The 24,658-nt window shown below is 67.1% G+C and carries 20 protein-coding genes and 6 tRNA genes; 11 read left to right on the top strand and 15 right to left on the bottom strand.

Annotation, left to right across the window (positions count from 1 at the left end; genetic code table 11):
* Both FVW20_RS04585 and dksA read right to left on the bottom strand, forming a co-directional pair.
* The coding region (locus FVW20_RS04585) for an NFACT family protein (protein ID WP_196608481.1) at positions 1 to 1,290 on the bottom strand (1,290 nt) is incomplete at its 3' end.
* 195 nt (positions 1,291 to 1,485) lie between these two features.
* Positions 1,486 to 1,848: an RNA polymerase-binding protein DksA gene (gene dksA / locus FVW20_RS04580; protein ID WP_035063833.1), complete on the bottom strand. Its 363-nt coding sequence runs from the start codon at positions 1,846 to 1,848 to the stop codon at positions 1,486 to 1,488.
* Between the two features lie 477 nt (positions 1,849 to 2,325).
* Here dksA and FVW20_RS04575 point away from each other — a divergent pair.
* From FVW20_RS04575 to FVW20_RS04560, 4 genes are all read left to right on the top strand, one after another.
* Positions 2,326 to 2,400: transfer RNA gene (locus FVW20_RS04575), tRNA-Gly, on the top strand.
* Positions 2,401 to 2,413: 13 nt separating this feature from the next.
* A tRNA-Cys gene (locus FVW20_RS04570) sits at positions 2,414 to 2,488 on the top strand.
* Between the two features lie 8 nt (positions 2,489 to 2,496).
* Positions 2,497 to 2,571, top strand: a tRNA-Gly gene (locus tag FVW20_RS04565).
* Between the two features lie 57 nt (positions 2,572 to 2,628).
* Positions 2,629 to 2,703: transfer RNA gene (locus FVW20_RS04560), tRNA-Gly, on the top strand.
* 69 nt (positions 2,704 to 2,772) lie between these two features.
* On the opposite strand, the gene FVW20_RS04555 is transcribed toward FVW20_RS04560, so the two are convergent.
* Complete coding sequence (locus FVW20_RS04555; protein WP_231038863.1) at positions 2,773 to 3,291, bottom strand: DUF302 domain-containing protein; 519 nt, start codon at positions 3,289 to 3,291, stop codon at positions 2,773 to 2,775.
* A 200-nt stretch (positions 3,292 to 3,491) separates the two neighbouring features.
* On the opposite strand from FVW20_RS04555, the gene FVW20_RS04550 reads away from it, so the two are divergent.
* The 4 genes from FVW20_RS04550 to FVW20_RS04535 all read left to right on the top strand — a co-directional run bounded on the left by FVW20_RS04550 (position 3,492) and on the right by FVW20_RS04535 (position 7,624).
* A tRNA-Gly gene (locus FVW20_RS04550) sits at positions 3,492 to 3,566 on the top strand.
* A gap of 347 nt (positions 3,567 to 3,913) precedes the next feature.
* Positions 3,914 to 4,570: a GNAT family N-acetyltransferase gene (locus tag FVW20_RS04545; RefSeq protein WP_196608480.1), complete on the top strand. Its 657-nt coding sequence runs from the start codon at positions 3,914 to 3,916 to the stop codon at positions 4,568 to 4,570.
* Positions 4,571 to 4,982: 412 nt separating this feature from the next.
* Positions 4,983 to 5,777, top strand: coding sequence for a class I SAM-dependent methyltransferase (locus FVW20_RS04540; protein WP_196608479.1), 795 nt, complete (start codon positions 4,983 to 4,985; stop codon positions 5,775 to 5,777).
* A 92-nt stretch (positions 5,778 to 5,869) separates the two neighbouring features.
* Entirely contained in the window at positions 5,870 to 7,624 is a 1,755-nt protein-coding gene (locus tag FVW20_RS04535) for a YcaO-like family protein (RefSeq protein WP_196608478.1), read from the top strand.
* 252 nt (positions 7,625 to 7,876) lie between these two features.
* On the opposite strand, the gene FVW20_RS04530 is transcribed toward FVW20_RS04535, so the two are convergent.
* From FVW20_RS04530 to ruvA, 6 genes are all read right to left on the bottom strand, one after another.
* Positions 7,877 to 9,550, bottom strand: a complete 1,674-nt coding sequence (locus FVW20_RS04530; RefSeq protein WP_196608477.1) for an AMP-binding protein — start codon at positions 9,548 to 9,550, stop codon at positions 7,877 to 7,879.
* A gap of 423 nt (positions 9,551 to 9,973) precedes the next feature.
* Positions 9,974 to 10,528, bottom strand: a complete 555-nt coding sequence (locus tag FVW20_RS04525; RefSeq protein WP_196608476.1) for a helix-turn-helix domain-containing protein — start codon at positions 10,526 to 10,528, stop codon at positions 9,974 to 9,976.
* 333 nt (positions 10,529 to 10,861) lie between these two features.
* Positions 10,862 to 12,340 (bottom strand): chromosomal replication initiator protein DnaA, encoded by a 1,479-nt coding sequence (gene dnaA, locus FVW20_RS04520; protein ID WP_196608475.1) that lies wholly within the window; start codon positions 12,338 to 12,340, stop codon positions 10,862 to 10,864.
* Between the two features lie 593 nt (positions 12,341 to 12,933).
* Positions 12,934 to 13,665, bottom strand: a complete 732-nt coding sequence (gene thyX / locus FVW20_RS04515) for an FAD-dependent thymidylate synthase (RefSeq protein ID WP_196608474.1) — start codon at positions 13,663 to 13,665, stop codon at positions 12,934 to 12,936.
* Positions 13,666 to 13,875: 210 nt separating this feature from the next.
* Complete coding sequence (ruvB, locus tag FVW20_RS04510; RefSeq protein WP_231038864.1) at positions 13,876 to 14,820, bottom strand: Holliday junction branch migration DNA helicase RuvB; 945 nt, start codon at positions 14,818 to 14,820, stop codon at positions 13,876 to 13,878.
* Between the two features lie 71 nt (positions 14,821 to 14,891).
* Positions 14,892 to 15,500, bottom strand: a complete 609-nt coding sequence (ruvA, locus tag FVW20_RS04505) for a Holliday junction branch migration protein RuvA (RefSeq protein WP_196608473.1) — start codon at positions 15,498 to 15,500, stop codon at positions 14,892 to 14,894.
* Positions 15,501 to 15,754: 254 nt separating this feature from the next.
* Here ruvA and FVW20_RS04500 point away from each other — a divergent pair, with 254 nt between their 5' ends.
* Positions 15,755 to 17,482 (top strand): sensor domain-containing diguanylate cyclase, encoded by a 1,728-nt coding sequence (locus tag FVW20_RS04500; RefSeq protein WP_196608472.1) that lies wholly within the window; start codon positions 15,755 to 15,757, stop codon positions 17,480 to 17,482.
* 428 nt (positions 17,483 to 17,910) lie between these two features.
* Here the strand turns inward: FVW20_RS04500 and ruvC are convergent, their stop codons facing one another.
* The 3 genes from ruvC to FVW20_RS04485 form a co-directional block, all read right to left on the bottom strand.
* On the bottom strand, positions 17,911 to 18,480 hold the full coding sequence (gene ruvC, locus FVW20_RS04495; protein ID WP_231038862.1) for a crossover junction endodeoxyribonuclease RuvC: 570 nt from the start codon (positions 18,478 to 18,480) through the stop codon (positions 17,911 to 17,913).
* Positions 18,481 to 18,739: 259 nt separating this feature from the next.
* A complete protein-coding gene (locus FVW20_RS04490; protein ID WP_196608471.1) occupies positions 18,740 to 19,483 on the bottom strand; it encodes a YebC/PmpR family DNA-binding transcriptional regulator in 744 nt (247 codons plus the stop codon).
* Positions 19,484 to 19,589: 106 nt separating this feature from the next.
* Positions 19,590 to 20,195, bottom strand: a complete 606-nt coding sequence (locus FVW20_RS04485) for an RlmE family RNA methyltransferase (protein ID WP_196608470.1) — start codon at positions 20,193 to 20,195, stop codon at positions 19,590 to 19,592.
* Between the two features lie 54 nt (positions 20,196 to 20,249).
* Between FVW20_RS04485 and FVW20_RS04480 the strand changes: the two genes are divergently transcribed.
* Both FVW20_RS04480 and FVW20_RS04475 read left to right on the top strand, forming a co-directional pair.
* Positions 20,250 to 22,142, top strand: a complete 1,893-nt coding sequence (locus FVW20_RS04480; RefSeq protein WP_196608469.1) for a glycosyltransferase family protein — start codon at positions 20,250 to 20,252, stop codon at positions 22,140 to 22,142.
* 201 nt (positions 22,143 to 22,343) lie between these two features.
* Positions 22,344 to 22,419 (top strand) — tRNA-Ala (locus tag FVW20_RS04475).
* An 86-nt stretch (positions 22,420 to 22,505) separates the two neighbouring features.
* On the opposite strand, the gene FVW20_RS04470 is transcribed toward FVW20_RS04475, so the two are convergent.
* The 3 genes from FVW20_RS04470 to FVW20_RS04460 form a co-directional block, all read right to left on the bottom strand.
* Positions 22,506 to 23,036, bottom strand: coding sequence for a putative phage head morphogenesis protein (locus FVW20_RS04470; protein WP_196608468.1), 531 nt, complete (start codon positions 23,034 to 23,036; stop codon positions 22,506 to 22,508).
* Between the two features lie 126 nt (positions 23,037 to 23,162).
* Positions 23,163 to 23,507, bottom strand: coding sequence for a DsrE family protein (locus FVW20_RS04465; RefSeq protein ID WP_196608467.1), 345 nt, complete (start codon positions 23,505 to 23,507; stop codon positions 23,163 to 23,165).
* Between the two features lie 220 nt (positions 23,508 to 23,727).
* Complete coding sequence (locus FVW20_RS04460) at positions 23,728 to 24,657, bottom strand: substrate-binding periplasmic protein (protein WP_231038861.1); 930 nt, start codon at positions 24,655 to 24,657, stop codon at positions 23,728 to 23,730.
* Position 24,658 lies beyond the last annotated feature (1 nt).

Here is a 24,658-nt window from a genome sequence, read left to right as displayed (position 1 = left end):
GTCGCGGGCGACTTCCGCCCGGCGGCGTTCGAGGATGGCGAGCCCGCGCGCGCCCCGGTCGGACCGGTGGAACATGGCGGCCATGTTCTCGCGCACGGTCAGCAGCGGGTCGAGGCGGATGGTGCGGCTTGCGGGGCCTGCGACGGAAGACGCCGGGGGCAATGGCCCGCCATCCGCCCCTTCCGGCCATGCCGTCACGGCCAAGGACCCATCGGACACCACCACCTCCGGCAGGCGGGCATCCGGCGCGTATTGATAGAGCACCGCTTGCAGGGCCACGCCATCGGCCCGTTGGGCCAGCAGACCGCGCAGACGACGCTCCTCGTCGTCCAGTTTGGCCCGCAGGCGGCGCAACCGCTTGGCTTCGGCCTTGAACGGGGCCGCGGCATCCGTGCGCGCGGCATCGGCAAGCCCGGTGAACGCGGCGGCCTCGCCCAGGATGGCGGCTGCATCCAGCGCGGATTCGTACGTTTCTTCCGTCCGGTTGCCGCGCAGGGATGCGGGCAGAGGCCAGGCGGAAAGCTCGTCGGGTTCGCCGGGCCCGGCGGTCTCGTCGCCCCCTGCACCGCCCTCGTTGCGCTGGCGATACAGGAATACGTCGCCCTCGCCGGAATCCAGGTCCACCAGCAGGGCGCAGGCGTCGAGCACGCCGTCTTCCGGGACGTCAACGGAAGTATCGGAGGAGGAATCCGGGAAACGTCCCGGAGGGCTGGCGGTCAGCCCGTCGCCCACGAGGGCGGCCAGGGTACGCCGCAGGGCCGGAGTGAGCACCGGGTCGGCACCCGTGGCTGCATCGTCGCACAGCGTGCGCAGGGCGGCCTTCAACGCGCCTGGTTGCGACGGGGGCGGCAGCTGCGGCCAGACCGGGTCCGCGCCGAAGTCAGGGGGAAGGACGTCCACAAGGCGCATGCCCTCGCGCAGGTCCAGCAGCACCAGGGCGCCCTGCCCGTCTGGCTGTCCGTCTGGCTTTCCGGCTGGCGGCGCCATGCGCAGGGCCAGCCTGCGGCGCGGCCAGTCGCAACCGGCCCAGGCTACGCGGCATCCGGCCAGATGCTTGCGCAGCAGCATGACCTGCGCGTCGGGCCGGGCCGGATTGGGCGGCTTGTGCGCGGCAAGGTACAACAGCGGCGCGCGGCGCCCGTGCCGCAGCACCAGCACCTGCTTGCGCCCGGCGGCGAAGAGGGTGAGGGAATGGATGTCCGGCGCGGGCGCGTGGATCTTTTCGATGCGGCACCCGGCCAGCAGCGGAACCAGCGCCCGGCAGACGCGGCGGAACAGATGGGCGTCCATCGTCGTTTCCCTGGCTACGTGCCCTGAAAGCATGCACGGGACATGCCCGCCCCCGGCAGGGCCCAAACAGGCCCGGAGCAGGCAGCGGAGCCCCCGTCCGGCAGTCATTGGCGACCGTCTCGCGGCACGGCACGCGGCACGGAGCAACAAAAACGGCCCCTCATCCCGGCAGGGGTGAGGGGCCGTGGTGGGCGTTTAATCGCCTCGGACGCGCTCGTCGTCTTCCTGCTTGCTCTTGCAGTTGATGCACAGCTTGGTCACGGGTCGCGCCTTCAGGCGCGGCACGCCGATGTCCTCGCCGCATTCGTCGCAGATGCCGAACGAGCCGTCCTCTATGCGGCCCAGCGCCGCCTGAATTTTCTTGATCAGCCGCCGCTCGCGGTCACGGATGCGCAGGGTGAAGGCGCGGTCCGATTCCATGGTGGCGCGGTCCGCCGGATCGGCGAAGACCTCGTTGTTATCCGTCATGTCTTCCAGCGTGAGGTCGCCCTTTTGCGTGGCTTCTTCCAGCATCTGGGTCAGCAATACGCGGAAGTACTCGATATCCTTCTGATCCATGGGGAACCTCCTCGCGGTACGCAGCGCACCGCCTCCTGGCGGCACGCGTGCCGGGTGGGGCTGTCGCTTGCAAGGCAACTGCCATAAATCATCCGGCCAATAAAAGTAAAGGGGCGAGGCCTGATTTCCGTTCACGGAAACCCGGACGGATTGTTCGCAACGTTGGCAGGTGCTGACTGACGGCCGAAAAATCCACAGCTGGCGCGTAACAAGGAGGGATGCAACGGTGCAAGTGTCCCGCGTGTCGGCAGACGGCGAGACAGGCCGGATGGACTGGGCAGGGACGACCGGACTGCGCGACGTGACTGCGTGACGGGACAAGGGCCGAACCGACCGGGATGGAAAACCGCCGTCGCCCTGGCCGCGCCGTGCCCGCAAATCCGCACCGGCCAACATATTATGGAAATCGGTCGTGTTTTTTCAAAAACCTCGCTTGACAGGTAGCGGGGCTGTGACGTAGAAGGCTCTCCTCGTTGAGCGGGAGTAACTCAGTGGTAGAGTGCAACCTTGCCAAGGTTGAAGTCGCGGGTTCAAATCCCGTCTCCCGCTCCAACGAAACCGATGAGGCGGCATAGCCAAGTGGTAAGGCAGAGGTCTGCAAAACCTCCATTCTCCGGTTCAAATCCGGATGCCGCCTCCAGTATCGGTGCGGGAGTAACTCAGTGGTAGAGTGCAACCTTGCCAAGGTTGAAGTCGCGGGTTCAAATCCCGTCTCCCGCTCCAACGCCTTCTCCGGGTGTACTGCCCAGCGCGGAAAACCCTAGCGATACCCCACCATTAGCGGGAATAACTCAACGGTAGAGTGTCAGCTTCCCAAGCTGAAGGTTGCGGGTTCAAATCCCGTTTCCCGCTCCAGAACACATAGCCCCCGCGCCATGCACGGGGGCTTTTTGCTGTGTGGCCGCAAAGCCCCATATTGCCGACCTACCGGCCAGTACGCACAGACTCCGCCAGCCCCGCCATGAACGTGGACACCTTTTCCACGGGGGCGAAGGAAGGATCAATGCCGTGACGTGCGGCCAACGCCTCCGGTCGCGCGTAGGACAGCACGGTGACGCCTTCAGCCTCACGTACCAGCATGCGCAACGGCAGATCCATGGCGATGGTCGGAGCTTCAAGCATCAGCAGCGTGCCAACGGCGGGGTTTCCAAAGGTCACCACCCGCGTGGCTGGCATGCGCAGTCCTGTTCTTTCCGCGTTGGCCGCATGGTCCACGGTGCAGAACACAGGCACGTTCATGTCGTCCAGGGTTCCCAGCAAACGTTCCCAAACCTCCGGAACCGTTCCCTGACAGGTCACGCAAACCACCCCGTCGCTTCTCGCTTCGATCATATTTCCTCCTTTCTTCCGCTCGGTTGCGCGCAGGAACCGACGCGACATGCCCAGTGCGCATCCACGCACTCTCCGGCCCGACATCCGGCACCGCACGATGCCGACAGACATCACACCCTCCACCTTTTCCCACGCGCGAAACGGCACACGGCGCCCTTCCTTTCGCATCGCGGCCCGCATTGCGCTGCCGCCCCAGCCCTATACACTTTTTTTTTCGTGCACGCATGTTGACAAGTCCCCGACAAAAAGGGTAGCTCTCCCTCCGCACGAGGGAACGGCGGTTTCGCCCGGCCCGCGTGTCGCCCGAAAGGGCGGGAGTAACTCAGTGGTAGAGTGCAACCTTGCCAAGGTTGAAGTCGCGGGTTCAAATCCCGTCTCCCGCTCCAAAATTTCGCCCCACAAGGGCACCAAAGGCCGCCGCAAGGCGGCCTTTGCCGTTTCCGGCGTCAGCACCGGCACAGACAGACGCCGCAGCGCCATATCGTCTCCCGGCCCGCTTCGGCCCGCTCTGATCTGTCCCGGCCCGTTCCTGTCTGCCCCGGCCAAGCCCCCCGCCCCATCGGGGCAACGTCTGACAGCCCCTCCTCCGGTCAGCCCGGTTGCCCCTTCCGGAGCACCCGGCCCCTCCCGCGCACAACAGCACCGCGCACAATCGCCGCAATGAGGCAAAGCGGTTGCTCACCGGCCGTTCCCGGCATATGCCGAAAGCATCACCCCAGCCGCAGGACGTCCCATGCCCCGCATTGCCATTCGCCTTGCCACCCCGGACGACGCCGCCGCCATCATCGGCGTGTTCCATGCCGCCATTCACGGCAAGGCCGCGTGCAGCTACGATGCGGCGCAACTGTCCGCCTGGTGTGCGGGCCGCACCGTGGAGCAGTTTCGCCGGGAACTCGAACTGGGCATGAATCCGTTTCTGGTGGCCGAGACCCTGGTTGACGCCCCGCTTGCGCCGCCAGTTGGGGTCGTGCCTGCGAAACCACCGGGGGCAGAAACCTGCGGACCATGGAAACCCGCGCCCAACGCCGCGCCTTCCGCCCCGCCCCCCCCGTCCGCCCCATCTGTTGTCGGCTTTGGCGCGTTGCGCGGCGACGAGGTTGCCTACCTGTACGCCGCGCCGCAGGCCCCGCCCGGCACCGGCACCGCTCTGCTGCGCGAACTGGAACGCCGCGCCGTGGAGCAGGGCTGGCCGGAACTGCGCCTGACGGCCTCGCTCAACGCCCTGGATTTCTACAAGGAGCACGGCTACCGCGAACTGCGCCGGGACATCCGGGTAATGTCCGTGGATGGCGGCTTCGTGCGGCTGGTGGCCATAGAGGCGCGCAAGCGGCTCAAGCCACAAGACGGACAGCCCCCCCGGACGTCCGGCGAACCGCCCCTGGCGATATGACCCGTATGCCGGGGCGTCCGGGCAGTCCGGGCAATATGGCCGTCCGGGCAATTGGGCGGTCCTCCCGGTCCGCCCAGTCCATCCAGTCCATCCAGTCCGCCTTCCACATCCCCTGCGCGGACCCTGTGCGCCCCCCCCTGTCGCCCGCTCGCCCTTCATGCCAGTGCCCACAGACCATACCGCCCTGCCCCGCCCGTCCCCTTCTCCCCACGCCGTCGGCAGCCGCAAAGCGCGTGCTTACCGCCACCCAGCTTGCACTGCCCGTCCTGTTGAGGCATGAACTCCGGACGCGCTGCGCCAGCCCTCTCGTGCCCTCCGGCACGCCGGGTTCTTCCGGCCTTTGCATCCGCCCGCCCGGCGCGCGCCCCGGCAACCGGCTCACCGCAGCCATCGGCCCACAAAAGGACAGCCCATGACCGAACAACCGGACACCCCGGCCCTCCATAGCCCCGAATCCGCCCCCACGGCGGAAGCGAACGCCGCCGAACTGGAACGCCTGCTGGCCAAGGCGCGCGAACGCTACGAAGTGGGTTTCGAAACCCTTACCGTGGATGACGCGCCGCTGGAAATCCTGCAGATCCGCAACATGACCGGCCACCTCGACCGGCTCATCGCCACCAACGCCATCAAGGATCCGCTGCGCGACCTGCCCCTGTGGGCCAAGATATGGCCCGCCTCGTTCCTGCTGGGGCGCTTTCTGCGCAAGCTGGACCCGGCGGGCAAGAGCCTGCTGGAGGTCGGCGCGGGCTGCGGCGTCACCGGGCTCATCGCCGCGCGCTACGGCTTTGCCCGCGTGACCATCACCGACGTGCACGACGACGCCCTGCTCTTCGCGCGCATCAACGTTCTGCGCAACGGCCTTGCCGACCGGGTGGAGGTGCGCCGCTGCGACATCACCACCGCGCGGCTGAACGCCCGCTACGACGTCATCGCCGGGGCCGAAATCCTGTACCTGGAAGATCTGCACCGCCCGCTGGCCAAGTTCCTGGCCCGCCACGTGGCCTCTGGCGGACAAGCCATGCTGTGCACCGACAAGCGCCGCAAGGCCGCCCACTTCCTGAAGCTGGCCGGGCGCGACTTCGACGTGGCCGAGCAGCCCGTGGGCATCAAGTCCACCGGCGACGACGGGCAGGAAGAACGCCGCCTGTTCCTGGTGCACCGGCTTACCCCCAAGCGCACGGGCGCGACACCCGCCGCTCCGGCCTAGTCGGCCCAGCCGATCTCGGCACCAGTCGGCGTAGCCAGCCGGACCACCAAACGGCCCGCATCCGCAACCTCGACCCCTCACGGACCATCCGCATGATCAAGCTTTCTCCCTGCCCCAAGGGCTATACCAAGGACCAGGACAAGGCCACCTCGCCCGTGGAAACCGTGCGCCGCGTGCGCCAGCGCCTTGCCAGCCTCGACGTGGACATCCTTGCCGAAACCCGCCGCGTGGACGTGGACCGGCTGGGCATTCCCGTGTTTCTCAGCATGTGCGGGGCCGACGCCAAGCGCGTCATGCCCACCCGCAAGCAGATGGGCAAGGGCGCGTCCGTGGAGCAGGCCGAGGCATCGGCCCTGATGGAACTGATGGAGCGCTACAGCTTCTTTACCTTCTGGCGCGACATGCCCGGCATGGTCGAGGCCACCTGGAGCGAGGCGCAGGCCCGCTTCGGCGATGCGCTGCTGCCCGTGGAAGAAATCGCCAAGTCCGTGCACGACCCCATCGCCCCGCACGACGCCGTGCGCGCCCTGGACCTGATCCGCTGGAAGTTCTTCCCCGCCACCGTCATCCCGCGCGACGGCACCGAGTGCCGCGAGGTGTGGCTGCCGCTGGACTGGTTCAAGAAGCTGGGCGAGTTCAACGGCTCGTCGGCGGGCAACACCGAGGAAGAATCCATCCTCCAGGGCGCCTGCGAACTGGTGGAGCGCCATGTGTGCTGCATCATCGACGAAACCATGCCCGAACTGCCAACCATCGACATCTCGCCCGATGGTTCCGGTGACGATGCCGTGCTGCGCGACCTGCTGGACCGCTTTGCCGGGCACGGCGTGCAGGTGGTGCTGAAAGACTTTTCCCTTGGCCTGCCCGTGCCCACCGTGGGCGCCGTGGCCTGGGACCCGGCCACCTTCCCGGTGCGCTCCGAGATCGTCTACACCGCAGGCACCGCAGCCACCCCGGTCAAGGCCGCCGTGCGCGCCCTGACCGAAATCGCCCAGCTCGCGGGCGACTTCATCACCGGCGCCTGCTACGAGGCATCCGGCCTGCCCAAGTACGAACGGCTGGAAGACATCGAATGGCTGCGGCGCGGCCCCGTGGCGCCGCTGTCCTCGCTGCCCTCCGTGGAATCGGACGACATCCTGCGCGAGCTCACCACCCTTTCCGACGGCCTCGCCCGGCAGGGCTACACCCTGCTGTCCATCTCTACCCGCAACCCCGACGCGGACGTGTCCACCCACTACAACATCGTGCCGGGGTTCCGCTTTCGCGAACGGGACAAGAACGCCTCCATCGGCCTGTTCGTGGGCCGCATCCTGAGCGAGGAAGCCGACGCCGATACCGCCCTGCGCGGCCTTGAGGTGCTGGCGGAGATATACCCCGGCGCGCATTTCGTGCCGTTCTTCCGGGGCATGCTGGCCCTGCGTGCCGAAGCCCTGGACGAGGCGCGCCACTGGTTCGAAACCAGCGAGCCCCTGCAACCCGACGCCGACGCGCGCGGCCTTGCCGCCTTCTACGGCGCCTACGTGCACACCCTGGCCCAAAACTGGGCCGCCGCCCTGCCCGGCCTTGACCGCGCCGTGACCGCCTGCCCGGAAATGAAGGAGTACTTCAACCTGCGCGGCGTGTGCCACTTCAAGCTGGGCGACTACGCCAAGGCCGCCGTCAACTTCGAAAGCGTGCTGCGCCTGGACAAGGGATCCGTCATCGATCTCGCCAACCTTGGGCTGTGCCACAAGTTCCTCGGCGATGCCGACACGGCCGCACACCTGCTGGAAGCCGCCCTCGAAATCGACCCCTCCCTCGACTTCGCCCGCACCCATCTTGCGGAGTTGCAGGCCCAGGAAGGGTAGCCCCTGAAGCACTCAAGAAAATATCGGGGGAGGGAACCTTTTGGAAAAGGTTCCCTCCCCCGCCCCCCCACCCTCCCAAACTTTTTAATTGGTCAGGTGACGAAGGCTTGATTTTGCTTGGTACCCGACAAATAGGAAAAGAAACCGGAAGAACGTGAAACACGTTCTTCCGGTTTCTTTTCCTGGACATAAAGGGGGGTGCAGGGGGCATCGCCCCCTGCCCGCCGGAGGCTTACAAAAAAAACACCAACCTTACGCCACCGGCCCACCGGCCTGCTGGTCGCGTTCGCGGATTTCGGCGCGCTTGATCTTGCCGCTGATGGTCTTGGGCAGTTCGGCCACGTAATCGATGATGCGCGGGTACTTGTACGGCGCGGTCACCTTCTTCACGTGGTCCTGAAGCTCCTTGGTCAGTACGTCCGAGGCGGTGTAGCCGGTGGCCAGCACCACGGTGGCCTTCACGGCCTGTCCGCGCAGGGGGTCGGGCACGCCGGTCACGGCGGCCTCCACCACGGCGGGGTGGGCCACGAGGGCGCTTTCCACCTCGAACGGTCCGATGCGGTAGCCGGAACTCTTGATCAGGTCATCCACGCGGCCCAGGAACCAGTAATAACCGTCTTCATCCATCCAGGCCTTGTCGCCGGTGTGGTAGTAGCCGCCGAACATGACCGAGGCGGTCTTTTCCGGTTCTTCCAGATAGCCCCGGAACAGCCCCACGGGCAGCCCCTCGGCCACGCGCACGCAGATTTCGCCTTCCTCGCCGGGGGGGCAGACGTTGCCCGCCGCATCCTGCAGCACCACGTCCCAGCCGGGCATGGGCCGACCGATGGAACCCGCCTTGGGGGTCATGCACGGCAGCGTGGCGATTTGCAGGGTGGTTTCGGTCTGGCCGTAGCCTTCGTGGATTTCAAGGCCGGTGGCGGCCTTCCAGTCGTGGAACACGCTGTCGTTCAGCAGTTCGCCCGCCGTGGTGCAGTGGCGCAGCTTGGACAGGTCGTACGCGGACAGGTCCTGCCGCACCAGGAAGCGGTACACGGTGGGCGGCGCGCAGAAGGTGGTCACGGCGTGGTCGGCCAGCACGCCCAGCAGGGCCGCCGGTTCGAACTTGCCCCGGAAGTCGTACACGAACACCGAGGCCCCGGCCATCCACTGGCCGTAGAACTTGCCCCACACCGCCTTGCCCCAGCCGGTGTCGGCCAGGGTCAGGTGCAGGTCGCCTGGCACCAGGTCGTGCCAGTACATGCCGGTCAGCAGGTGGCCCAGCGGGTAGGTGTGCACGTGCTCCACCATCTTGGGCATGCCCGTGGTGCCGGACGAAAAGAAGATCAGCAGCGGGTCTTCGCCGCCCGCGAACTCCAGCGGGCTTTCCGGACGGGGGAACCTGGCCTCCGCCGGGGTGAAGATGGTGTCATAGTCCACCCAGCCGCGCGGCAGGGCGTCGCCGCCCACCTGCACGCACACGGCAAGGCCGGGACAGTCGGGCCGGGCGGCCTCCACGCGCTCGGTGATGGAATGGTCCACGATGACGCACCGGGTCCTGGCGCGCTCCACGCGGAACACGATGTCCTTGGGGGTAAGCTGGGCCGGGGCGGGAATGGCCACCGCGCCAAGGCGGTGCAGGGCCAGCATGGACACCCAGAACTCGATGCGCCGGTACAGCACCAGCATCACCCGGTCGCCCTTGCGGACGCCCTGCAAGCGCAGCGCGTTGGCCAGCTTGGCAGAGGCCTCGGCCATCCAGGCGAAGGTGTAGTCGCGCCGCACGCCCGCATCATCCACGTGGGCTATGCACAGCCGCCCCGGATCGGACGCCGCGATGGGGTCCAGCACGTCGAAGGCGAAATTGAAGGTGTCCGGGGCGTCGATGCGGAACGTGGCGCAGAATTCCTTGTAATCCTTGGCCGTAAACTTTGTGGTGTAGGTCATGGGTGCATCCCTGCGAAGCAATCCCTTGCGGGCTTGTTGACTGATGGCGTGTACGGCGCGCCCCCATGGTGGCGGCGGGGGCGTTTTCCTGCGGCGTAATCGTGGAGGGCTGGCAGACTTCAAACATCAAGCCGCGTCTGCGCCGACTCCCGGGAACCGCCGGATGGTGAGACTTTTCGTTTGCTGGCAAGGGGGGCCAGCAGGCAAAAACACACCAGGGCGGCCCTAAGGGCGTGTTTGCAAACCAGTCTTTTGTTCGCTGGCGAGGAAAACAAGCCTACCATGAAGGAACATACTCTTCTCGTATTTGACTGAGCCTTAGCCGTTAGGTGAGTTTGCGAACCTTACGGATAAGGACAGCAGCGCAATGGCAGGCGAAGTTTGACGAAGCCAGCGGGCAAAAGGACTGTTTGCACACACGCCCTAGCTAATCACGTCAAGAAAAACCGCATCCACACCATCAAGGCCGCGCAGGGCGTGCGGGATGCGCGAACTGAAGTACAGGCTGTCACCGGCGGCAAGCACGTGGCGCGCGTCGTTCAGCCATATCTCCAGGCGACCTTCAACGATGTAGATGAATTCCTGGCCCCGGTGGTAGTTGAACACCAGGTCCTTTTCTTCCTTGGGGGGCACACGCACCAGAAACGGCTCCATGCGCCGGTTGGTGAAGCGCGAGGCCAGGTTCCAGTAGTCGTAGTCCTTGCGGCGCTGCACCGAAAGGCCTTCGCCCTTGCGCACCAGGCTGTAGCCGTGCAGGTGGGCATCGCCGCCGGAAATCAGCGCGGTGAGGTCCACGCCGCATTCACGGGCCACGTCGGTGAGAAAGCTCACCGGTATCTCCACCTCGCCGCTTTCGAAGCGGGCGACATCCGCCTCGGTAACGCCCACCTTGTCCGCCAGTTCCTGCCGCGAAAAGCCGCAGGCATCGCGCAGCCCGGCCAGGCGCGGCGCGATTTCCTTGTAGGGCGGTTGTTGCATCGTCCGGTCCTCCTGTTGTGCTACCGCGCCCTTGCACATTGCGGTGGCGCTCTCGATCGCTGGGGGAAGCATTGCGATACCCCAGCGTGTCGTAAATGAAAAGCCCGCTATGCCAATGGCATCCGCCGTCCACTTGGCTGACCCCGTGGGTTTGCGGGTCCGTTTGGTCAATCCGGGCTTCTCGCCAATGCCTCTGGTCCGCACGGTCGGCCAGCCCGTCAATCCGCCCAATCGGGCGCGGGCCAGAACGAAAGGCGGCGCGAACCGGGGAGGTCCGCGCCGCCGTCATGGCCTGCGCCTTGCCGACCGCATACGCGGCGGCACCCCCCATGGCTAGGGGTAGGTAATTCGACCGTTGCGTTCGATGAGCGACAGCGTGTTGGTGACCTGACGGCCCAACGGCGTTTCGCGGCTCATTTCGCGCTCGATGGAAGTGATGCCCTTCAGTACCGTGGAATGGCGGCGGCTGAACCGGTCGCCGATTTCCTTCAACGAAAGGTCGGTGTGCTTGCGGGCCAGATAGAACACGGAGTTGCGGGCAACCACGTATTCACGCTTGCGGCTGCGCGAATTGAGCTGCTTGGGCGAAATGCCGAAGCCTTCGCACACCTTGCGCACGATGCCCTCGAAGTCCATGACAACTTCCTGCTGGGCATAGTGGCCAAGCACTTCCCAGGCCATTTCCATGGAAATCTGGCGGTTCAGCAGCTTGGCCTTCAGCACCAGGTTGTGCAGGCAGCTTTCGATCTGGCGCACGTCGGTGCGGATGCGGTCGGCCAAAAGGTCGGTGACGTTGTCGGGCAGCATCACCTGATGCAGGCGGGCCTTTTCGCACAGGATGCGGCGGCGCGTTTCGAAGCCGGGCTTGTCGATGTGGGCGAGAAAGCCGGAGCAGAACCGCGAAACCAGTTGGGTATCGAGGTTCTTGAGGTCGCGCGCGGCGAACGAACTGGACAGCACCACGCGGCTGCCGCGCGACTTCAGCGCCTTCACCGTGGCCAGCACCTCGTCCTGCATGCGTTCCTTGCCCTGCAGGAAATGCACGTCCTCCAGCAGCAGCACGTCCACGTCGCGGTAGCGGGCCTTGAAGCGGTCCACTTCCCGCGCCTTCAGGGCGGCGATGAGCCGGGTGGCGAATTCCTCGGCGGTCAGGTACTCCACGCGCGGCGCGGCCCGGTTGCTGGCTTCGCACAGGGCGCTGCCCACGGCCTGCATCAGGTGCGTCTTGCCAAGGCCCGGACCGGAGCTGAGAAACAGCGTGTCGGCGGAAAGGGTTTCGCGGCAGATGCCGCGCGAGGCCGCGTAGGCCAGCTCGTTGTTGGGCCCCACCACGAACGAGTCGAATGAAAAGCGCCAGTTCAGGGCGCGGTTCGGAGCGGGCATGTCCAGCGGCAGGCCCAGTTGGGAGGGCTGGACGACACGCGCGCCGGTGCCGGACGCGGAGCGGACGGCCACGGCCTGCACGGCAGGGGAAATCTGGGCGGCGGGCACGGACTGCGTGCCGTCTGCGCTCGGTGCGGTCCCGGATACGGATGCACCCGCGCGGCCCATGCGCGGCGAAAGTGTGCCCGCGCCATGCGGCGCGGCATCCACCACCACGGTGGGGGCACTGCCCAGCACAGCGGTGGCCGCCTGCACGATGTCATCCAGCAGCCGGTCGCGGACCCAGGCCGCAACGAATTCGTTGGGAGCCACCAGGCGCAGCACGTCGTCCCGGACCTCTGCCGCCAACGGAGAGATCCAGACCTTGAAGAGCCCCGGATTGAGACTCTTTTCTAGAATATTCTGAATTTGGCCCCAAATTGAAATCATGGTGCTTGGTTTACGGAGTTCGCGGTTGGGTTGCAACAGAGAAAAAGCGCCTGTCGTCATGCGGAACCCGCGCCTTCTTTCCCAAGATTTTTTTCGCAGCAACACATTGTAATCACAAGATCTAACCACTCGATGGCGTTATTCCGCCGTTTTGCGCACACCTTGGCAGGCAAGACTTTCCACAGCTGGGAGCCCTTGTTTTCCACATCAATGAAAAAACTTTTCCACAGGCACATTCTTGAATTACGCCCAAAACTTGCCCGTGCATCTATTTTTTTTCACTACGCCCGGACTGCGTGAAACAAACACGCCACTCTTGCCGGTCCTGGTCGCCGTGCAGGCACGTACAGCGCCGCATCCCGACAAGGAGACCGGACGACAACCCGGATGCGCGGCGGGAAACAACCCTGCCTCGGGCATGTCGGCGCATGGCAAATTGCCATTTATTTTCAGGATGCCACAGAGCACCACAGCAGCACGGTGCGATTCCGCCCGCCATGCGGGAAAAAACGCGCAGCGCGTGGCGCTCCCCTTGCCCGACTTCCGACGGCGCCCTGTCGGCTCGCCGGTGCCGTGCGCATGCGCACGATGACTCAGGACTGACGCAGGGGGTACCGACCGCAGGTGAACCGCTCGCCTTCCGGGCAGTAGCCCAGCCGTTCGCACTTGGCTCCGGCCACGGCGAACAACTCCGGCAGCACTCCGCGGCACAGGTCCAGCATGGCGTCGGCCATGGCCCGGATCTCCCACTGGGCGCGCATGCAGCAGCGATGCTCGAAGAAGTTGAGCAGGCTGCGGCAGTTCATGGTCAGCACGATGCGCGTTTCCGCCGCCTGGGGCAGCACGAAGCGGGCATCCTCGTTGGACTTGGCCCCGGCCCTGCCGTCGGCCTCCAGCAAGGCCTTGATGTCGCGGTAGGCGTCGCCGATCCCGGCCATGCACTGTTCGAAGCGGGCCAACGCCTGCGGGTTGCGGGCAATGGCCGGGGGCAGCACGTAGTCGAAGCTGCTGCCGTCAACGTAACGCTGGCTTTGCTGCGAATACGAGGCGATGCGGTGGCGCACCAACTGGTGGGTCAGCGCGCGGGACACCCCTTCCGCCGCAAAGGTGAAGCTGACGTGCTCCACCGGGCTTGCGTGGCCGGACTCCATCACCGATGCCACGAACTGGGCCTGCTTCTCGCGCGCGATTTCGCCGGACAGCAGGCGCGGCCACATGTCGGCCACGAATCCGGAATGATAGCATTGGCGAAAGGCGGCATAGATCAGCGAGAGCGGTTCCGGGGTATGGGCCAGCAGTTCGACCCGCAGCGTCGTCTTGGGCATGGGGATTCCGTAACCGGCCACATGGCCGGGCAAGGGGTGGAAACAGGAACGCGCGGCACGCAACGCATCGTGCACGGCCTGGCCGGGGCCTGCCAGACCTCGTGGCGAGGCCTCGTGGCGAGGCAGCCGGGACGAGTCCGCGCGGAATTGTCCGCACAGGCCTGGCCGCGCGTGATCGCCAAGGTGACCCGCCCGCCGTCATGCCGATGGTCAGGCCAGCAGGTTAAGGTGCCTATAGGCCTTGGCCGTGGCCACGCGGCCGCGCGGGGTGCGCTTCAGGAAACCGCACTGGATCAGGTACGGTTCGTAAATGTCTTCTATGGTCCGCACCTCTTCGGAGCAGGCCACGGCCAGGGTCTTCACCCCCACCGGGCCGCCGCCGAAGTGCTCGATGAGCACGGACAGCAGCTTGCGGTCCATCTGGTCCAGCCCGCTCTCGTCCACATCCATTCGGCCCAGCGCGGCGGATGCCTGTTCCGGCGTGATGGTGCCGTTGCCGTGCACGGAGGCAAAGTCGCGCACCCGGCGCAGCAGCCGGTTGGCGATGCGCGGGGTGCCCCGTGAACGACGGCCTATCTCCGCCGCGCCTTCCGGGGTCAGGTTGGCCCCCAGGATGCGCGCCGTGCGGGTGACGATGCGTGCAAGGTCGGCAGGAGCGTAGAATTCCAGCCTGCTGATGATGCCGAAGCGGTCGCGCAGGGGCGACGACAACAGGCCGATACGGGTGGTGGCCCCCACCAGGGTGAACGGCTCAAGGTCGATCTTCACCGTACGCGCACCCGGCCCCTGCCCGATGACCAGATCCAGCTTGAAGTCCTCCAGCGCGGGGTACAGCACTTCCTCCACGGCCACGGGCATGCGGTGGATCTCGTCCACGAACAGGATGTCATGCCGCCCTAGGTTGGTCAGGATGGCCGCAAGGTCGCCGCTGCGCTCGAGCACCGGGCCGGAGGTGGACACCAGGTTCACGCCCAGTTCCGCCGCGATGATCTGGGCAAGGGTGGTCTTGCCGAGGCCGGGGTTGCCGTAGAACAGCAGGTGGTCCATGGCCTGCCCGCGCTCCAGCGCAGCCGCCACGAAAACCTTGAGGTTGGCCCGCAACTCGTCCTGCCCGATGAAGTCGTCCAGGCTGCGCGGCCGCACGTTCTCGTCCATGCAGATGGATGGGCAGATGGATGCGCAGCTGCCTGCGCCCTCTCCATCCGGTCCCTTGCACTGCGCCGTCATCAGCGTCCCCTCGCCAGGGCCTTCAGGGCCGCACGCAGGGCCCCGGCCACGTCAAGGTCGGGCTCTGCCCTCAGCACGTCCTTCAGCACCGGGGCGGCCTCATCCTCGAGGTAGCCAAGGTTGCCAAGCCCGGCCAGCGCATCGCGGAACACCCCGCCCGGCGCGGCCCCGCCCGCCAGCGCCATGCCTGCGGGCAGATCTTCGACCTTCAGCTTGTACTTCAATTCCAGAAAGATATGCTGCGCGGTCTTCTTGCCGATGCCGGACACCCGCGTCAGCGCCAGCACGTCGTCCTCCACCACCAGGCGGCGCAGGTCGTCGGGGCGGAACTGAGAAAGGATGGCCAGGGCCGTGCGCGCCCCCACCTTGCTGATGGTGGTGAGCACCATGAAGGTCTGCCGTTCGTCCCAGGTGGAAAAGCCGAACAGTTCCAGCGCGTCCTCGCGCACTTCGGTCCGCACGTGAAAGGCCACCTGCCCGCCCCGTTCCGGCAGGCGCGACAGGGTATGCGCGGGCAGGTGCACCTCGTACCCCACGCCCCCTTCCGTCACCACCACGCAGGCATTGCCGGAAATTTCGGCAACACGGCCTTCGACATACGCGATCATGGTTCCACCTCTCGCGGGCACCCTACACAAAAAGCGACCGGGCCGGAAGACGGGCGCGGTGCACGGTCCTGCCCAGTCCGGACCAATCCGGCCCAGTCCGGACCAATCCGGTCCAGTCCTGACAGTCCAGGCCAGCCTGGACCAGCCTGCCCGACGGAAAAACCGTCATCCCCGGCTAACGCCCTTGGTGCGGAACGAAAAATCCCTTATCGTCCCCGCACCCCAACCTGGGAAACCCGCCCGGAGCCGCCTGCATGCCCTCGCCGCCCCGCCCGCTTTCACCCGTCACGTGGTTCCGCCAGCACGCGGAGCGCACGCCCCTTCGCCTGCTGCTGCTGACGCTGGTGGTGCTGCTGCCCTGCGTGCTCTATGCAGCCGACAAGTATGCGGACATGTGGGCCGTCCGCGCCCTGGACGAGACCGTGGCCGAGGCGAGGGCGCGGCTGGCCTTGCGCCAGCGCACCATGAACGACGAATTCGAACTGGCCTTTGCCGGGCTGCGCCGCCTGCCCGACCTGCTGGCCCTGGACGACCGGGTGCGCGACGAGGTGGCCCCAAGGCCCGAGGCGGCTCCGCATAAACCGCCCCAGGCAAGCGTGGGGCGTCGTGCCCCGCTCAACGCCTTCCTGAAGACCTTTGCCGAAACCATGGACCTGCACATCGCCTGGCTCATTGACCACACGGGCCTAACCATCGCCACCAGCAACTACGACAGCGCGGACAGCCTGCTTGGCACCAACTATGCCGACCGCGCCTACTTCATCGCCGCCATGTCCGGCGAGCGTGGCCGCCAGTTCGCCGTGGGGCGCGTGTCCAGCGTGCCGGGATTCTTCTTCGCCTCTCCCGTGCGACAGTGCGGCACCGTGTTGGGCGTGGTGGCCGTGAAGACCGACCTGCCCACCCTATCGCGTCGGCTGCGCCTGGACGCCGCCTTCGTCACCGATGAACAGGGGGTGGTGGTGCTGGCCAACGACAAGGCGCACATCTTCCATGCCCTGCCGGATGCCCCGGTGCGCGACATGCCCGTTTCGGCGCGCCTCCTGCGCTACAAGCGCGAGGCGTTTCCCGAACTGTCGCTGCGCCCCTTCGTGGTGCGGGGCATCAGCGAAACGCACGGCCTGACGCTCATCGGCGAAGCCACGCGCCCCGCGCTGCTGGGGGTGATCCATCGCCCGCAGGACGGCCTTTCGCTGCACGTGGCCGAAGACGTCGGCGAGGCCCTGACCCTGGAGGACCGGCGGCAGGTGCGCTTCCACCTCGCGGTGCTGAGCGGACTGGCCGTGCTGGGCACCCTGCTTTCCGCCATCATCTACACCCTGCGCAACCGGGCCCAACTGCACATCATCGAGGCCAACAACCAGGCCCTCACCCGCCTGAACGGGGAACTGCGCTGCATGGCGGAGCGCGACCACCTGACCGGCTGCTTCAACCGGCGGCGGCTGGACGAGGCCATGAACGCGGAGCTGGCCCGCAGCGCGCGCAGCGGCCACCCGCTGGCCCTGGCCATGCTGGACCTTGACCACTTCAAGACGGTGAACGACCGACACGGGCACGGCGTGGGAGACGCCATGTTGGCCCACGTGACCGAAATCATCCGCAACCAGTTGCGCGAGCCGGACCTGCTGGCCCGTGTGGGCGGCGAGGAATTCGCCCTGCTGCTGCCCGACACGGGCGAACGCGAAGCCGTGGCCCTGCTGGAACGGGTACGCCGCAAGGTGGAGGAAAATCCCCTGCCCCATGCCGACGCCCCCATTCCCATGACGGTCAGCGCGGGCGTGGCCGAGGCGCGCCCGGACATCGAGCCGGGCCGCTGGATGCACGAGGCGGACGCCGCGCTGTACATGGCCAAGCGCTGCGGCCGCAACCGCACGGTGCGGGCCACGCAGGTGCCGGACGATAGCCTGGAGGGCGGAGACGCGCCGCCGCAGTGTGCGATTCTGGGTGAGGCCGGGAACGAAGACGGAAGCCCGGGAGCGGGTTAGGAAGCGTGCCCGCAAGCACTCCCGGATGCACGTCAGGGCGTATGCACGGAGCGGGCGGAAGCCCGCGGCGGAACAGCCAGGGCAACTCCCCTGCCGCCCCGCGCCGCCTGCCCCACCGCCAGTTCACGTCGCACCCGTTCCGCTGAAAAAACACAGGGTCGCCCGGGAACGCCTGACGGCCTTTTTCTCAGGGCCTCATGCCTTCGGAGCATGTCCATAGACGCCCCGTAACGGGGGTGCCCACGGCGCGGACCGCCCTTGCTGCCGCGTCTGTCCCGCCGGACAGACCATCACCGGACAGACCATCACCGGGCAAACCATCACCGGTCAGGCTACCACCAGGCAGACACCCGCCGGAAGCCACACGCACGAATGCCACACACCTGCAGGCACAGCCGGGCGCGTGCCCGTCAGCCCAGCCTGGCCAATCAGCCCAGCCGGGCCAGCCGGGACAGCCGCCGTGCATTCAGGTGGCACACGGCGGCGGCCAGCGCATCGCCGGTGTCCAGCCCCCAGCCGCCCTTGGCGCCCAGCACCCGGGCCACCATGAAGCTCACCTGCTCCTTGTCCGCCCCGCCGGTGCCCACCAGGGCCTTCTTGATTTCCGTGGGCTGGTAGTCGGCCACCACCACCCCGTGTGCGGCGCAGGCGGCCACGGCCACCCCGCGCGCCTGCCCCAGCTTGAGGGCGGTGGCCACGTTGCGGGCGGCGTGCACGTTTTCGATGGCGGCCTCGTCCGGCGCGTACCGGCCCACCAAGGCGTGCAGTTCGCGGAACAGGTGGCCCAGTCGCGCTGCGAAATCGTCGCCCTTGGGCCGGATGGCCCCGCAGTCCACCAGGGTGAGCACGCCAGACACCTCGCGCACCACCCCCCAGCCGGTGCACTGCGAACCGGGGTCGATGCCGATGACGGTGACGCCGCCGGTGGCGTCACCGGTGACTGAAACCGGGCTGGAGGGCGTTTCCGCCTGGGGCGATGCGGGCTTGCGGGGGGGCATGGGGCCTCCGGCGGGTGCCGGGAATGCAGGGTGTGCCGCAATGCGGCGGAGGCTGATATTCGGACAACTGCGCGAAGCGCCCGCGCCGCCACCGTCATGGGCGCCGCATGCGTCACGGATGCTCTCGGGCCCGGCCAACCGACCGGTCGAAACCGACCTGCCAACCAGCCGACCGGCCCCAGACCTGCCGCGGGGCGTCACTCGGGCGCCGGAAACGCCGGAGCCCGCGCAAGGCGGGCTCCGGTGCGAGGCATGTCGGCTATTCCAGTTCGGCCAGCACTTCGTCGGGAAGATCGAAGTTGGCGTGCACGTTCTGCACGTCGTCGTTGTCTTCCAGGGCGTCCACCAGGCGCATCAGCTTGCGGCCTGCTTCCGCGTCCACTTCCACCGTGTTCTGGGGAATCATGGACAGCTCGGCGGAATCCATTTCCATGCCCGCGGCTTCCAGCGCATCGCGCACGGCGGCAAAGTCGGCCACGGCGGTGTGGATTTCCCAGGTGCCGCCCTCGTCGCGCACATCGTCGGCGCCCGCTTCCAGCGCGGCTTCCATCACCTGATCCTCGGTGTACTTGCCGCCGTCCAGGGTGATCACGCCCTTGCGCTCGAACATCCAGCCCACGCACCCGGCCTCGCCCATGGAGCCGCCGTGCTTGGAAAGGATGTGGCGCACTTCGGCCACGGTGCGGTTGCGGTTGTCGGTGGCCGCTTCCACGATCAGGGCCACGCCGCCGGGGCCGTAGCCCTCGTACGAGATTTCGAGGATGTCGCCGCCCGCCAGTTCGCCGGTGCCCTTCTTGATGGCGTTGTCGATCTTGTCCTTGGGCAGGTTCACGGCCTTGGCGGCGGCAATGGCGGCGCGCAGGCGGGCGTTGCTGGCCGGGTCGCCACCGCCCTTGGCGGCGATGATGATTTCCTTGGCGGCCTTGGTGAACAGCTTGCCGCGCTTGGCGTCCTGACGCCCCTTGCGGTGCTGGATGTTGGCCCATTTGCTATGTCCGGCCATGCGTCCTCCTGAAAGAAATGACTGCGAAAGAGATGTGTGCGGAAACGCCACGGCGCGGCCCCGGCGGGCGTCGTGCCTGCCGGGCTCGCGCCATCGGCGCCGTGCGTCAGTCCTGCTGTCCGTCGCCCCGATACCCGAGGCAGACGTAGAATGTTTCCTTGCTTTCGATCCGCGAGCTTTTGGGCTTGAAGGTCTTCACGGTCTCGAAGCGGGCCCGCAGCGCATCAAGCAATTGCTTGACGTCCGGCCCCATGAAAATCTTGACCACGAAACTGCCGCCCTTTATCAGGCAATGGTCCGCCACCGCAAGGGCCTCGATGCACAATTCCAGCGAACGGGCCTGGTCGGTGAACCTGGTGCCCGTGGTGCGAGGGGCCATGTCGCTGATCACGACATGGAACGGTCCCATGGCCGCCAGCGCGTCCTCGAAGGCCTCGGAGCGGTTGAACACGTCCTCTTGCATGAAGGTGACGTTGGGAGGAAACCGGGTATCGGTGGTTTGCAGATCGCACGCCAGCACCCGCCCTTTCGGCCCCACCCGCTCTGCCGCGCCAAGCGACCACGAGCCGGGGGCAGCCCCCAGGTCCAGCACCTTCATGCCCTGGCGAAACAGCTTGAAGCGATTGTCGATTTCCTTCAGCTTGTAGATGGACCGCGCGGGATAGTTTTCCTGCTTGGCCTTCAGAAAATAGTGGTCTCGGTATGTTTTCATGTGGTCACCCGTGGCCGCTTGTACCCGAAAGCCCTCCGCCCGCCAAGGACTCACATGGCTCGCCCTGTCCGCCTGCGCATTCCCAACGAACTGGGCCAGTACCGCACCCTGCCCGATGCGGCGGGGCCTGACGACGTTGCGCCTGACAAGGCGGGACCGGACGGCTCCCTGCCGGACAATATCCCGCCTGACGGCTCCCTGCCGGACAATATCCCGCCTGACGGCTCCCTGCCGGACAATATCCTGCCGGACGGCTCCCTGCCCGCCACGTTCGACGTGCTGCCCCCGTGCTGGCAGCGGGTCGACGCCCCCGCCGATGTGGTGGTGCTGGGTCTGGGGCCGAACCCGGCCACGGCACAGCGGGCGGTGGATGGGGCGCTGGCGAGGCTGCGGGAAACGGATACGCGAAGCGGCAAGCACAGTGCCCCGACCGTACACGTCATCGAGTGCCCGGCGTTCATCCATTATATGGAAGAAGCCACGCGCGGCGCATGGCGCACGGCCATCCCCGCAGGGTGGACGCTGACCGCGCCTGATGATTTTCCGCCCGACCGTCTTGCCCGCGCGCTGGTGGTGGTCTACCGCGAGGCCGAGCGGCTGTTCCCCACATTTTGGGGACCGCTGCTGGGCGCGGCGCGGGCCGTGCGCATGGCCCCCGCCCTGGCGTTGCCCCCGGAAGGCATGGCAGGCCACGCCGGGCCGCATTCCGCCCGGTCCCGCATCGTGCTGCTGCCCGGCACGGAAGGTTCGCTGCTGCTGCCGGAACTGGAGTCCGCCCTTGCCGCAGAAGGGCTGACCCCGCGCCGGGCCGATCCGGACACCCTGCACGCCGACCTGCCCCGCCTGCTGGCCGACCAGCGCCCGGAACTGTTCCTGAGCGTGAATCTGCAAGGTCTCGACGCCTGGGGCGAACGCTTCCACCTGCTGCGGGCCTGCGGGGTGGACGTGGCCGTGTGGTGCGTGGACAACCCCTTCCACCTGCTCTCGGCCCTGCGCGGGCCGTGGTGGCGGGGGGCGCTGCTGTGCGTCACCGACGCCTCGTTCATCCCCCTGTTGCGCGCCCACGGTGCGCAGCGGGTGCTGCACCTGCCGCTGGCGACAGGACCGGAATTTTTCGGACCGCACCCTTCCGGAGAAGGCCGCGCCGCCGGAGCGCCCCAGCCTTCTCCGGCAGGCATGCCCCCCCTGAACCCCGTGGTATTCGTGGGCCGGTCCGCCTTTCCCGGCAAAAGAAGCTTTTTTGCAGGGCAGCATATAGCCCCGGCACTGCTGGACGAGGCGCTTGCCCTGCTCGATACGCCCGGTCTTCGACCCGACGTTCACTACCGGCCCGATTTTCACTGGTGGACGGCGCGCCTCGGACTTACGCAACTGTGGCCCGGCAACGCGGTGCGCGAGGCAGGACTGGGGGCGGAGGAATGCGCCCTTGCCCGGCGGGTGCGCTGCCTGAACGCCGCCGCGCCGCTCGGACTGACTGTGTTCGGGGACGACGGCTGGCAGCCGCTGCTGGCGCAGGGCACCGACCTGCGTCCCCCGGTGGATTACTACGCCACTCTGCCCGCCGTGTACCGGGCCGCCCGCTGGTCGCTGAACATCACCAGCCTGCTGTTGCCCGCCGGGCTTACCCAGCGCCACTTCGACGTCTGGGCGGCGGGGGGCTTCTGCATCACCGACGACACGCCGGGCCTGGACATCTTTCCCGAAGAACTGCGCCGCGAAATCGCCTTTTCACCAGCCGGGAGCGGCGGCACGGGCACGGCGAACCCCGCCGCCCCTGTCGCCCCCCCTGGTGGCGAGGCCCCCGGCCTTATTGCGCTGCTGCACCGGCTGGAAGGCGATGCGGCCCTGCGCGCCGACCTTGCGACGGCATGGCGGGGGCATATCCTGTCCCACCATACCTACCGGCACCGGGTGCGCACCCTGTGCAAGGCGCTGGGGCTTGAATAACGGCCAGTCGGCGCACATCCCCGCCGCCCTGCCCGCCGCATCGGCCCTCATCGTCAACCGCGCGCCAAGCCCTTTGCCGCCCGACCGCTGACCGGCCCTACCCGCCGCACGTGCTGCGTCACCGCCTGTTCCCGCCAAAATTTTTCCGTCCCGGCCTCTTGCGGTCGGGCGGCAACAGGTATATACAGCCTTCTCCTGACTGGGGACGTAGCTCAACTGGGAGAGCGCAGCGTTCGCAATGCTGAGGTCGTGAGTTCAATCCTCATCGTCTCCACCAGCCAAAAACGGGCTTGCCGAGCACATCGGCAAGCCCTTTTCCGTTTGCGTGATCAGAATTCGACACACGGTTTCTGCGCACTACCCCTAGCGCCCCTGCGACTGCGCCAACTGGGCCAGCAGCAGCGACAGCGGACGGTGCGGGCAGCACAGCCGGTGAGCCGGTGGCTGCAACCCGGCGGAGGGCAAATGCTGACCGGCCACGGCCATTTCCGCCGGTTCCACATATTCGGCCCGGCAGTGGCAGCCAATGGAGAACGGCGGCAGCCACGCCGCAAGGTCCGGATGCGTGCCCGCAAGCACCACGCCATGCAAGGCCACGCATTCGGGGCAGGCATCGGCCCTGTCGCCGCCGTCCACCACCAGGCGCAGGCCGCCGCCCGGCGCATCGCGCAGCCGTTCCAGCACGGCCAGCGCCGCCTCGCGCCACGCGGCGTAATGGTCCATGAACAGGCCGCATTCATCATCGTCCGCGCCTGCCTCTTCCGCCAGGTTCCACACCACCTGCCCGGTCAGCCGGGCCAGCAGCGGGTGACTGTCCACCAGCCTTCCCGTGGCCGGAAGACCACCGGATTCCCGACGCCCGGCGTTCTGCCCGGCGGTGTCCTGTTCCGTCATGGTCGGTGCTCCTGCTATGTCAGATGAAACCTGGCCGCGCTGCGCACGGGCCAACCAGCCCGGTGACCACGCCACACGCCCAGCGGGACGACCAGCCAACGGGCGAAAAGACCATCGGGGACAACCCTACGGCTTCACGTAGGCAAACCCCTTGCGCTGCAAGTCCACCAACTCCACGATGCCCGCGGGCACCACGGTACAGGCGGGGTTCAGCCACGCGGCGTCCAGTCCGAAATGGCGCATGGCGTTGGCGCACACGCGGATGTCCAGCCCCAGCGCACGCAGTTCGCGCAACTGCTCGGCAAAATCCGGATCATCGGCGCCCATCAGCCTGATGCCCGGCCCGTTGACCACCAGCATGCTGCGGAAGGACACCCCTTCCAGCGCCTTGTGGTAGTTGCGCACGTTGCTGATGGCGATGTTCAGTTCCGCCGGTCCGTTGTCGAAATGAAAGACGATGTCGTAGTGCATGGCAGCTCCTCCCCGCAGGGCGGTGACGGCGGTGACGGGGCGTCGGAAAGATTGCCCGCGCTGGCCCGCGAACAGGCTCGACCGGTCGCAATCGGGCGCGGGCACACCCCGATGCATGGATACGCCCGGCGCGCTACGGGGGCAAGTCGGGCACACGGGGCAAACCCCGTCCCCGGTCGGGCTGCAAGTCAACGGGCGGAAGGATTATTCCGAAACAGTCCTAGCGCACCATGTGCCGATATTCCCCGCTCTCCTGCAACTGCCGCAGCCCCGCGTCAAAGGCATCGCGCACGACCGGGTCGCGGAACACGAAAAAACGGTCCTGCGCCGGAAAGATGCGGTGGATGCGCACCGGCTCGCCCACGCCCCGCGCTGCCAGCCGGGCACGATGAAAGGCAAAGATGCGCTCGTCCACCACGATGACCCGGTCGCGCCGGTGAAAGAACGCCTCCACCTGTGCCCGCTGATCCACCTGCTCCTCGTAGCGGGGGTTGGCGGCGGCCATGGCCGCAAAATCCGGCCCCATGAACACTCTCGCGTTGTGGAAGGCCGCCACCGGCAGGCCCCGCAGATCGGCCAGCGTGTTGATGTCCAGTCCGGCTGCCACCAGCGATACCACCACGTTGCGGTATTGCAGGTACATGTCTCCCAGGGCCAGCCCGACAACGTCGGCGTGGCGCCCCACGGGGCCGCAGCCGTCCAGCGAACCCTTGCGCACAAGTTCCAGGGCGCGGGCATGCGGCAGAAACACCGGCAGGACACGATAGCCGGACCGGCTCAGGGCGGCAGCCACCAGGCGGGGCTCCAGCCCGTTCTTGTTGACAATGTCCACATACGGCAAGGAGGATGTGCTGAAGCCGATGCGCAGTTCCGGTCCGTCGGGGGGAGGGGCCGCAGGCTCGACTGCCGGGATTTCCGCCTCGTCGACGGCGTTCTGGCTGGCCGTATCCTGCCTGGGCGCGTCCTGGCTGACGGCGTTCTGGCTGGCCGTATCCTGCCTGGGCGCGTCCTGGCTGACGGCATCCTGGCTGGTGGCATGCTGTCTGGCAGTATCCGGCGCGGACTCCAGGGCCTGCCGGACCGTCGCCTCGGCGGCCCGAGCGGCCCGCGCACCGGGCACGCCGGGAACCAGCACGCAGACCAGCGCCAGC

This window comes from Nitratidesulfovibrio oxamicus (assembly GCF_015731765.1).
Classification (GTDB): Bacteria; Desulfobacterota; Desulfovibrionia; order Desulfovibrionales; family Desulfovibrionaceae; genus Cupidesulfovibrio; species Cupidesulfovibrio oxamicus.
Note: the sequence above shows the minus strand (reverse complement) of the source record. Positions and strands in the feature narration are given on the sequence as shown.